Here is a 10,628-nt window from a genome sequence, read left to right as displayed (position 1 = left end):
GACGAAGAACAGGAGCGAAAAGGACCAAAAAATCGCCCAAAGCACACACGAAAACAGATACATCAAGCCAAGAAAAACTTTTTGGAGAAATTCAAAACAGCTTCTTATATTGCATTGCATTCTCCCACGCAACAGGAAAGCTTTCCGCACGCAATAAGTGTTTCAGCCAGTTTTATTGCATTGAAACTAAAGTTTCATTGCAATAAAACTAAAGTTTCAATTATATAAAATCACCGATGAACTTATATTAGTGAATAAAGGCACCGGCATACATACAGCTTATCATTCTTTTTTCCAAGTGTATTCGTACTGGCAATAATCGTATTCTGGTTCTTCAGCGATGCCATATTTACGGAATACCATGCGCACGTAGTCTTGTGCCTGAGGCGTGAAAGCCCTTTCGTGCCGCTTCAGCCGATAAAACAAATTTTTCCCGAAACTGCACAACAAGTCATTCTTTATCGCCATCGCCTTCTCGTGCATCAGTTTGTCGAACATCTTGCTCCAGCCGTAAGCGTACTTCACCGGCGTATCATCAAGAAACTCAGTGCACTTCTTTCCCGTCTGCTTCCATTGGGGGTTGAGCATGCAGACGTAACGCACGTCTTCCGGAATGAATTTCGTCACCTGATAACGCAAGCACTTGTCCGCGCGCTTGCAATTCCCGTTCAGGCAATGCCCGAACCTCTTCGGCACGATGCTGTAATCTAATTCTTTTATCATGATAAAGAAAAACTTTTTGTAGAAATTCAAAACACATTCTTACACAAAGGAACAATTTTATTAGGAAACAAGCAAGCCGAAAACAAAAATATTCACCACAGAGGCCACAGAGTACCACAAAGGAAAAATTTAAAAGACTCTGTGTACCTGTGGTGAGAAAATGCACAAAGCTATACCGCAACAGTATAAGCAGAACAGATTTGCATATCCGGAAAATTATTGATAACTTGTCGCCATATTTCAAATACCAGTAAAAACAAGATTGAAACATGATGAAGAAACAGGCATTTTTATTACTCCTTGCCTTGGGTACCTCTCCGGCATGGGCGCAACAAGCCACCGTATCAGGTCCTGATAACCAACTCAAGGTAGACATTACGGTAGAAGCAGGTACCCCGTTTTATTCTGTAACCTACAAAGGCAAGACCATGCTGGAAAAATCACCGCTAGGTTTCGTATCCAATGTAGGCGACTTCAGTCAAGGGATGACTTACATAAGCCAGAAAAACCGCACCCTCGAAGAAACTTACCGGATGGACCGCACCAAACAATCGGAAGTAAACTACCGTGCCAATGAACTGACCGTCACCCTGCAGAATGCAGAGCAGAAACCGATAGACGTGACTTTCCGGGTGAGCGACAACGATGTAGCTTTCCGCTACGAAATACCCCGTTACGGCGATACGGGCAGTATCGTCATCGAACGCGAAACAACAGGGTTCGATTTTCCTTCGTATACCACCACCTTCCTTACGCCACAAAGCGACCCGATGATAGGCTGGAAACGCACCAAACCCAGCTACGAAGAAGAATACACACCTGATGCCCCACTGACCACCCGCTCGCAATATGGCCACGGATTTACCTTCCCCGGCCTGTTCCGCATCGGTGAAGACGGATGGGCATTGGTCAGCGAGACCGGAGTAGATGCCAGATATTGTGCCTCACACCTGAGCGATGCCACTACAGAAGGTTTGTTTACCATCGCCTTCCCTATGCCGGAAGAGAATAACGGAAACGGAACAACAACGGCAGGACTGGCACTTCCGGGTACAACACCCTGGCGTACGATTACGGTAGGCGACGGACTGAAACCAATCGTGGAAACTACTGTGCCCTGGGACGTAGTAAAACCCCGTTTCACTTCCGGACATACCTATAAATATGGCAAAGGGACCTGGAGCTGGATTGTATGGCAAGACGCCAGCATCAATTACGATGACCAAGTGCGCTACATCGACCTGGCTTCGGCTATGGGATTCAACTATGCCCTGATAGACAACTGGTGGGACACAAACATCGGACGTGAAGGGATAGAAAAACTGGTAAAGTACGCACGTTCGAAAAACGTAGAACTGTTCTTATGGTATAGTTCAAGTGGCTATTGGAACGACATCGTGCAGGGACCTACCAACCGGATGGACAGCCCCATTGAGCGCAAACAGGAAATGAAATGGATGCAGAAAATCGGAGTGAAAGGCATCAAGGTAGACTTCTTCGGAGGCGACAAGCAGGAGACCATGCGCCTGTACGAATCCATTCTGAGCGATGCCGACGACTACGGCCTGATGGTTATCTTCCACGGCTGTACCCTCCCGCGCGGTTGGGAACGCATGTATCCCAACTATGTGGGAAGCGAAGCGGTACTGGCTTCGGAAAACTTGATATTCAATCAACACTTCGATGATATGGAAGCTTTCAATGCCTGCCTGCACCCGTTTATCCGCAATACCGTAGGCTGTATGGAATTTGGCGGCACCTTCCTGAACAAGCGTTACAACCGCACGAATGATGGAGGAACCACCCGCAAAACTACCGATATATTCCAGCTTGCCACGGCGGTTCTCTTCCAAAACCCGATTCAGAACTTTGCCATCACGCCCAACAACCTGACCGATGCTCCCCAACTGGCTCTCGACTTCCTGAAAGAAGTGCCCACTACCTGGGACGAAACAGTATTCCTTGACGGTTATCCGGGCAAATATGTCGTACTGGCACGCCGCCACGGAGACCGTTGGTACATAGCCGGTATCAATGCCGGAAAAGAACCGTTGAAGCTAACCTTAAATCTTCCAATGTGCCAGAAAGGCGATAAAGTATCGTTCTACTCAGATGCAAAAGACCGTACGCCCCAACTGGAACAACAAGAGATAAAGAAACCAGCAGAAGTAAAAGTAACCATCCAACCCGAAGGTGGCGTGATATGGGTGAAATAAAAAAAATAACACACCAACACGAAGACACAAAGGATATTTCATCCATGTGTCTTCGTGTCTATTGTATCAATTCATCCGGGTATATTCTTCAATGTCACGGATAGCTTCTTTTGCCTTGCGACGAACGCTGACAAGATGCGACACACCTAAAATGGCTCCCAAAATGAAACCTGCCGTACCGCCATAACAGATAATTTCTCCTCCGACTTTCGGGTAACTCTCCACCATAAACCAGGCAATCCAGCAAAGGGCAAACGGTATGCCGAAATAAAGCCACCTTACTCCCAAACGATTCATGCGCACCAGTGCCTTGCTGACATCCAATAAGTTTGCAGCTGCTATTTCCTGCGCACTGATTCCCCGATGATTATAACGCTGAAAATACCAGGCAACCAGCAAGAAACAAGAAGTAAACACACAAAAAATCCACGAGTAACCCATCAGAATGAAATATACGTTGCAATAGACAAGGGCAAACCCAATCAACACATAAACGGTTTTCTTCTTCCGGTCAATATAAGAAACCTTGTCTTGCGTAGATTGCCTGATAAGTTTTTCGCTGACAATGGTTTCTTTCTCCAACTTAGCTTTCAGCAATTGTATTTGCTGCCGCATATCTTCCAGTTCGAAACTCTCTGAACGATTTTCCATAATGATGCATGTTTTTAATGGTTCGACATTTTTTTCAACTCTTCTTTGATACGATACAGGCGCACGGATACATTCTTAGCCGAAATCCCGACAATCTCGCCTATTTCTTCGTAACTGATATTCTCCAGCCACAACAAAACAATGGCACGGTCGAATGGCTTGAGCCGATGGATGCGGTCATACAACCGTCGGATTTGCCGGGCATCTTCATCTTTATCCTCAAACAAATTGATGTCCATGACAAGCGGAAGAGCAGCCCGTTTCTTCTTTTTCCTTTCGTAAGAAATGCATGTGTTAAAACTGACCTTCCATATCCACGTATCCATACTGCTGAGGTGTCTGAACGAACTGTACCCTTTCCATAGGTTGATGAGCACTTCCTGAAACAGGTCACTGACCTCATCGGAATCTTTCGAAAACATAAAACATACCGTATAAATGGTATTTTTATGCTCTTTCACCATTTGCGCAAATGTTGTATCCAATGTTTCCATATCCTTTAAAAGTTGTTTTTTAACCATTAGACGCAGCAACCAACGGGAAAACTACACAAAAATAGACATTTTTTCTACAAAATATGCTGGTGAATTAAGATAATTACTAGAGAGGAAAAGCACAAAAGTACTGGAAATAAGAAAATGCTATGCTACTAATGACGAATTTACAATTTGTCATCATATCTTCGTTTGTCGGATACGGTTCAGACACAAAGCAAAAGACTTTTACTTCATCGATTTCAGATTTATGCCTTGTTTCTTTCTACCACCGTACCCGATTCATTTAATAAGAAGCACTTGCCCGGAGACCAGCCTGTTCCAAGAGAGTCACGATGCGATCGAGTTCTTCGTGAGTAGCTTTCTGAAGAAAACTATCGGGCGTTTCTCTATCTATTGTATAAATCATCACCTGACGGGGAGCTATTGCCTTTACTACTTCCAGCCACGGAAGAACGAAAACATCCGAAGTATTGTCTACATCTTCGCCTTCATCAGTCTTTCCTTTCAGAAACATGGTCTGGATAATCAGATTGCCTTGGAAAGCCTTCATTCCTTCAATGATGCGATTTACATCGTATGAACCTGCCGGACGGTCTACCTTATTAATATAAGCAGTATCTACCGTATCCAGCTTCAGAATGTTATTGTCTACCCGGCACAACGCTTCGAACACTTCAGGACGATGTATTTGGGTAGAATTGCTCAACACACTTATTCTGGCATTAGGGAAATAACGGTTACGCAAGGTAATGGTATCTTCGATGATTTCCTTAAAATGCGGATGAAGCGTAGGTTCACCATTGCCGGCAAAAGTCAAGACATCAGGAGCAGGACCATTTGCCTGCATATTTATCAGACGGCGTTCCAAAGCATTGTACACTTCTTCGCGTGTAGGAAGTTTCGCATGAGGACGATGGTCTTTATTGTATCCGCACTCGCAATAAATGCAATCGAACGTACAACATTTCCCGTCAGCGGGCAAAAGATTAATGCCTAGCGATACACCCAGCCGACGGCTATGAATGGGTCCGAAAATGGGAGAAGGATAAATGATGGTAGACATAAGCTTTCACATGTTTCTATTCGCATGCAAATATACAATAAGTAACGCAGATTGATGCAGATGAATGCGAATAAAATGAAGATAACTTCATAGATAACTTCATAGACAGCTTCAGATAACTGCTACCGCCCGCACAGATAACTGAAACGGCAAAGTAATATATCTTCATGCTTATCACCATTTCAAACGCACCTGCACCTGTAAGTCCGCCTTATCACTTCCTTGTATTTCTTCAGTACCCGAACTGATACGGTTCCGGTCTTGATAGTGTGTCCATCCCCATTTGGCTTGAATCATCAGACGGTTCTTCCACGTATATTTCAAGTTGATTGCCATACGGGTACCTTTGCCATAAAACGAATTCATCGAAAAAGCATAGAGCAATCCGGGTTCGTAAACATAGATTCGGGAATTATAATCTTGCGTATGAAACCAAGTACCTGTCAATGATACCTGAACAGGAATTGGAGGAATACTTCCTTTCACCGTACCGCTTACATATCCCCCTTTCGATTTTTCCCGTCCGTTATACGAAGTCATCACTCCCTCTCCCACTCCTTTCAACGAAAGATATGCACTTGGCGCATACGAACATTGGTAATGCAAACGTTGCCTTACGTAAGGCAATACAAACTTTGTTTCATCAGGAGAAGTATAGTTTTTAGCCTTGTTCTTATAAGTATACTTTATTAACATCGAGAGTGAATTTGATGGTGAATAACTTAATTGGCATAATCCGTCGAATCCCGATGTATGGTCACGGTCCACCTGATACTTTCGATAGAAAAAATGAAAGAAATCACCGTAACACAAAAACTTGAACTGTCCTAAAAAACTGGTTTCCAATCCTAAATAAGCTCCTGTCTCGTTTTGAAGTTTCGAGTTTTCTCCGAAAGCATTCCCATAAAGCGACTGATAATGCTTGTCATAATACCGGTGAATAAGTAAAATATTAGTATGAACAGCCGGTTGATAACAGAGTGCATGAAGCGTAGCAACCTTTCCATACTTATCTACAGCAGTCTCTCCTGAAAATGTAAACCGGTTCAGAAAGAATTTATAATAAACACCTGCATTATAAAAATACATTCCACGTGGATAATACAAATTATAATCACGTGCATCAGGATTCAACATCTTGTTAAAACGATTATACACAGCAGTTAATCCAAATTCTGTGTATTTCCCATTATAAGTTAAATTACATCCAGTCAAGTGATTGGATACCGTATGTTTCTTCTCCATATCTTTTTTCAACCGATGATATCCATCAGTTTTCAACGACCTTATAAACCCGTTTTCAACACGTGCATCCTGCTTCCTGAACGAATAAAAAGCAGATACATTCCAGCGTCTGCCCAGTTGATAAGTGGCAGCTATCCCTTGCAGGTACTCCCCTTCTCCCACTGAAGTATATTTGGTAAATCCTTGTCCGAAACGGTTCTGGTTTATCATTCCTTTTCCTAAAGTAAAACTTCCTATGTTCAACACCAGTCCATACCCGAAATTAGCCTTAAAATTACCAATGGCCAATGTCTTGAGACGTTTAAAATTGGAAAGAAATACATATCCCGAATAGGAATCATATCCTTTCCGGTTGTATTGCACGAAAAAAGGTTCTCCTGCATCCTTCTCTGCGGTCAGTCCGATATATATCTGATTACGATACTGAAAACGATAACGTATATTATGGTAAAACGGATCGCCATAATACCGTTTGTTAGGACTTTCAGCCAAGGTTTCTTCATCGTAACCGGCATACCCTGCCTTAGCGTTGAAAGGAATGTCCAAGCGTGTTAATAACTCTTGTTTATTGTATTTCCACAAGTTTTTCCATTTAAGTCTATCTTTTTCATTATCAGATGGTCCGATGTAGATAAAGTCGGTTAAAAACTTTCGTGTCTGCCAGTCCATTCCCTCTATTCCCAACAGTTCATTTTTGGTAAGCATTGGTCCGTATTTGTAGATATAATACAAGATATTCTCTATCATCCGGTCGGATAAAAATGGTAATTGCTCCAATTCTTCCTTAGTAATGGTATTGATATTAAAAGGATGTTCAGCTATTTCACTCAACTCTTCATATTTTTCCTGCCAGCCCGCCAGTTCTTCAGGAGCTGCTATGTCTTCATTCCATTCCAGCCAGTCCGATTGTGCCAACAAGGGTGTTAATACACAAACAATTGATAGACAAAACATAAATAATCGTTTCAACATGGTATTCACAAGTTTTCAACAGAGATAAATACGTTAATTTTTCGTATAAGCTCTATTCGGGTTTAACTACAAATCATTATTATTTCTATTTTTGCGCATTATGAAAAAAACTCTCTACATAGCACTGGTTCTGTTTTTGGTTTTCGCGATGAGAACCAAAGCACAAACACATTCGGGTACTGCCTCAATGTACAAAGTACCTGTGTGTGTGTACAACGGAGATACTATACCTCATATAACGCTGAGAACCATCTATGTTTACCCCGAACTGCATTTTAAAAACAAACGCCAAAGAAAATATTACAACAAACTGGTAAGGGATGTAAAAAAAACCCTGCCATTGGCAAAAGAAGTAAACCGTGCCGTAATCGAAACTTATGAATACCTGATGACGCTTCCCGATGAAAAAGCTCGCGAACGCCATATCAAAAAAGTAGAAAAAGGACTGAAAGAGCAATACACTCCACGTATGAAGAAACTAACATTCTCGCAAGGGAAACTGTTGATAAAGCTGGTGAACCGTGAGTGTAACCAGTCATCCTATCAACTGGTAAAAGCATTTATGGGACCTTTCAAAGCAGGATTTTACCAAACTTTCGCTGCACTCTTCGGTGCCAGCCTGAAAAAAGAGTATCATCCCGAAGATGAAGACAAACTGACTGAACGGGTTGTGGTACTGGTGGAAAACGGACAATTATAAAGTTTATAGAAACACAGATCATCCAAACCACGTATCTGTGTTTCAGCGTTCAAACTGCATGTCACTTCGCCAACTCCTTAGCAAATTCCCATAAAATAATCCCTGCTGTAACTGACACGTTCAAAGAGTGTTTGGTGCCGAACTGGGGGATTTCGATGCATCCATCACACATATCCACAACCTCTTGCTTTACTCCTTTTACTTCATTTCCCAACACTACAGCATACCTTTTATCTGTTTCCAAAACCAGTTTGTCTAACATCGTACTTCCCTCGCATTGTTCAATAGCAAATACAGTATATCCCATCGTATGCAATTCATTTACAGCATCCTCGGTATTTTTAAAATATTTCCAGTCAACTGTATATTCGGCTCCAAGTGCTGTTTTATGCATTTCCGGATGTGGCGGAGTAGCCGTAATGCCACATAGATAAATACTGTTTACCAAAAAAGCATCCGATGTACGGAATACCGCACCTATATTGTGCAAACTTCTCACCTCGTCTAACACGACGACAAGAGGAAGTTTTCGGGATTCCTTAAATTCGTCTACCGTCAGACGGTGCATTTCGGTTACTTTCAATTTTCTTAATGTTCCCATAATTGCTGAATTATGATGCAAAGATAAAAAGTATATTCATAACCCAGTTGAAAACGGTTGAAAACCTGTAAAAAAAGAATGCATAGAAAATAAAAACTTTATCTTGGTTTATTCGGATAAATCTTTATAGACAGATGAAATCGAACTTTCAAAAAAAGAAAAAGAAAAGTTTCATCACAGGTTTAAACAGATTTTTTAATAGAAAATACCAAGACCATTAAGAGAAAGTTTTTAACTTTGCCACATATCAACTGTAAGTGAATAGCAGACATAAATAATGCATAATCAGATTATAAGCCTGTTGATGAACACTTGATAGCAATACAACATGAACTTATAACTTAAAAAACAAGATTTTTGCCTGATTTTTACGAACATTATCAACGGGATATTATAACAATCATAGATTTTCTTAAAAAAGAAAAGATTTAAAAATATGAATATGAAAAAAGAAGAATGGTTGAAAAAGGGATATGCTGATGAAGCTATCGACAAAGGTATGGACTTGAAAGCCGAAATCAGACGTTTGTGTAAAGAAAAGAATGCCGTTATTTTAGGGCATTTTTATCAAGCTGATGAAATACAAGAAATAGCCGATTTTATAGGAGACAGTCTGGCATTGGCACAATGGGCTGCTAAAACCGATGCGGATATAATCGTAATGTGTGGAGTACACTTTATGGGTGAAACTGCGAAAATCCTTTGTCCGGACAAGAAGGTGTTGATTCCTGATTTGAATGCAGGATGCTCGTTGGCGGATAGTTGTCCGGCAGACGAATTTGCCCGGTTCGTCAATCAGCATCCTGAACATGTGGTTATTTCATACGTAAATACCAGTGCCGCGGTGAAAGCATTGACCGATGTGGTGGTAACTTCTACAAACGCCAAGCAAATCGTTGAAAGTTTTCCTCAAGACCAACCGATAATTTTTGGTCCTGACAAGAATTTGGGGAACTATATAAATTCTGTAACCGGAAGAGATATGTTGCTGTGGGATGGTGCATGTCATGTGCATGAAAAGTTTTCCGTTGAAAAGATTTTAGAACTGAAAAAGCAGTATCCTGATGCTGCAATACTGGTGCATCCCGAATGTAAAGGACCGGTTGCGAAACTAGCAGATAAAGTAGCTTCTACTGCCGGACTATTGAAATATGCTGTAGAGAGTGATAAGAAAAACTTTATTGTAGCTACAGAAAGTGGCATTCTTTATGAAATGCGTAAAAAATGTCCGGATAAAAATTTTATACCTGCTCCACCAGAAGATAGTACATGTGCTTGTAACGAATGTAATTTTATGCGATTGAACACACTTTCTAAACTGTATAATACGTTGAAATATGAGTGGCCGGAAGTGAAGGTTGATGGAAAGATAGCTGAAAAAGCCATTAAACCCATACAAAAGATGTTGGACATATCTGCTAGATTGGGTTTGTAAAAAAGATTTGTTAAAAACTTTAGGGTATGCTGGCAAATTTCTTAAAACGTATTATAAAACATCTATTTGTTATGAAAAAGCTTGCATATTCCGTAGAAGTTCGTACCTTTGTACTGTGTTTTTCATAGTATTAGATTTAAGGTTAACAAAGGTTGGAGTACAGCGGTACTCCTTTTTTTATGTCCGTACGTTTGGTCCGGCTTCTTTTTGATAGTCCCATTATTCTTGTGGATTTCCCAGATTCAAGCATGCCTTTTGATGAACATAAGTGGGTGGCCCGTTTCACATAAGTGGTCCTGCCGTTTCACATAAGTGGTCCTGCCTTACCACTTATGTCCGTCAGGATGTGTGGGGATGTTTTTTTGTCCTGTGTGCCTTTCGCGCGCGTATAATTATATTAATGAGTATCCGTTTCGGCCATTTTTCATCAGTTTTAAGAATATTCGTCCTGTAATATGTTGTATGGCAGCATTTTGCGTTTATATGTGTAAAAAAGTTCAGAAAAAAGTTTCCATATTGCTTGCA

The 10,628-nt window shown here is 41.3% G+C and carries 10 protein-coding genes; 4 read left to right on the top strand and 6 right to left on the bottom strand.

What is annotated here, in order from left to right; all coding sequences use genetic code 11:
* Positions 1 to 206 (top strand): hypothetical protein (locus B5F71_RS20820; protein WP_206423857.1); only part of this gene is annotated, 206 nt, incomplete at its 5' end.
* Positions 207 to 282: 76 nt separating this feature from the next.
* On the opposite strand, the gene B5F71_RS17225 is transcribed toward B5F71_RS20820, so the two are convergent.
* Positions 283 to 723 (bottom strand): DUF6078 family protein, encoded by a 441-nt coding sequence (locus tag B5F71_RS17225; protein WP_022039281.1) that lies wholly within the window; start codon positions 721 to 723, stop codon positions 283 to 285.
* Positions 724 to 995: 272 nt separating this feature from the next.
* Between B5F71_RS17225 and B5F71_RS17220 the strand changes: the two genes are divergently transcribed.
* A complete protein-coding gene (locus tag B5F71_RS17220; protein ID WP_087212760.1) occupies positions 996 to 2,939 on the top strand; it encodes a glycoside hydrolase family 97 protein in 1,944 nt (647 codons plus the stop codon).
* Positions 2,940 to 3,005: 66 nt separating this feature from the next.
* Here B5F71_RS17220 and B5F71_RS17215 read toward each other — a convergent pair whose 3' ends face one another.
* The 4 genes from B5F71_RS17215 to B5F71_RS17200 all read right to left on the bottom strand — a co-directional run bounded on the left by B5F71_RS17215 (position 3,006) and on the right by B5F71_RS17200 (position 7,349).
* Positions 3,006 to 3,590, bottom strand: coding sequence for a hypothetical protein (locus B5F71_RS17215; protein WP_022039283.1), 585 nt, complete (start codon positions 3,588 to 3,590; stop codon positions 3,006 to 3,008).
* A 14-nt stretch (positions 3,591 to 3,604) separates the two neighbouring features.
* Complete coding sequence (locus B5F71_RS17210; RefSeq protein WP_087212754.1) at positions 3,605 to 4,084, bottom strand: sigma-70 family RNA polymerase sigma factor; 480 nt, start codon at positions 4,082 to 4,084, stop codon at positions 3,605 to 3,607.
* 286 nt (positions 4,085 to 4,370) lie between these two features.
* The gene (locus tag B5F71_RS17205) at positions 4,371 to 5,150 is read right to left on the bottom strand and encodes a radical SAM protein (protein ID WP_087212751.1); all 780 of its coding nucleotides are present in this window, start codon (positions 5,148 to 5,150) and stop codon (positions 4,371 to 4,373) included.
* Between the two features lie 174 nt (positions 5,151 to 5,324).
* Entirely contained in the window at positions 5,325 to 7,349 is a 2,025-nt protein-coding gene (locus B5F71_RS17200) for a helix-hairpin-helix domain-containing protein (protein ID WP_241148642.1), read from the bottom strand.
* Between the two features lie 166 nt (positions 7,350 to 7,515).
* On the opposite strand from B5F71_RS17200, the gene B5F71_RS17195 reads away from it, so the two are divergent.
* The gene (locus B5F71_RS17195; protein ID WP_225226404.1) at positions 7,516 to 8,067 is read left to right on the top strand and encodes a DUF4294 domain-containing protein; all 552 of its coding nucleotides are present in this window, start codon (positions 7,516 to 7,518) and stop codon (positions 8,065 to 8,067) included.
* 61 nt (positions 8,068 to 8,128) lie between these two features.
* Here B5F71_RS17195 and B5F71_RS17190 read toward each other — a convergent pair whose 3' ends face one another.
* Positions 8,129 to 8,668: an RNA methyltransferase gene (locus tag B5F71_RS17190; protein WP_022039080.1), complete on the bottom strand. Its 540-nt coding sequence runs from the start codon at positions 8,666 to 8,668 to the stop codon at positions 8,129 to 8,131.
* Between the two features lie 442 nt (positions 8,669 to 9,110).
* On the opposite strand from B5F71_RS17190, the gene nadA reads away from it, so the two are divergent.
* Positions 9,111 to 10,103, top strand: a complete 993-nt coding sequence (nadA, locus tag B5F71_RS17185) for a quinolinate synthase NadA (RefSeq protein ID WP_087212757.1) — start codon at positions 9,111 to 9,113, stop codon at positions 10,101 to 10,103.
* Positions 10,104 to 10,628: the final 525 nt, after the last annotated feature.

It is taken from the genome of Bacteroides sp. An269, from assembly GCF_002159755.1.
In the GTDB taxonomy this organism is placed as follows: domain Bacteria; phylum Bacteroidota; class Bacteroidia; order Bacteroidales; family Bacteroidaceae; genus Phocaeicola; species Phocaeicola intestinalis.
Note: the sequence above shows the minus strand (reverse complement) of the source record. Positions and strands in the feature narration are given on the sequence as shown.

Coding starts and splice junctions, on each gene's coding strand:
- B5F71_RS17215 (WP_022039283.1), bottom strand. CDS start 3,590: ATGGAAAATCGTTCAGAGAGTTTCGAACTGGAAGATATGCGGCAGCAA.
- nadA (WP_087212757.1), top strand. CDS start 9,111: ATGAAAAAAGAAGAATGGTTGAAAAAGGGATATGCTGATGAAGCTATC.
- B5F71_RS17220 (WP_087212760.1), top strand. CDS start 996: ATGAAGAAACAGGCATTTTTATTACTCCTTGCCTTGGGTACCTCTCCG.
- B5F71_RS17225 (WP_022039281.1), bottom strand. CDS start 723: ATGATAAAAGAATTAGATTACAGCATCGTGCCGAAGAGGTTCGGGCAT.
- B5F71_RS17205 (WP_087212751.1), bottom strand. CDS start 5,150: ATGTCTACCATCATTTATCCTTCTCCCATTTTCGGACCCATTCATAGC.
- B5F71_RS17195 (WP_225226404.1), top strand. CDS start 7,516: ATGAGAACCAAAGCACAAACACATTCGGGTACTGCCTCAATGTACAAA.
- B5F71_RS17200 (WP_241148642.1), bottom strand. CDS start 7,349: ATGTTTTGTCTATCAATTGTTTGTGTATTAACACCCTTGTTGGCACAA.
- B5F71_RS17210 (WP_087212754.1), bottom strand. CDS start 4,084: ATGGAAACATTGGATACAACATTTGCGCAAATGGTGAAAGAGCATAAA.
- B5F71_RS17190 (WP_022039080.1), bottom strand. CDS start 8,668: ATGGGAACATTAAGAAAATTGAAAGTAACCGAAATGCACCGTCTGACG.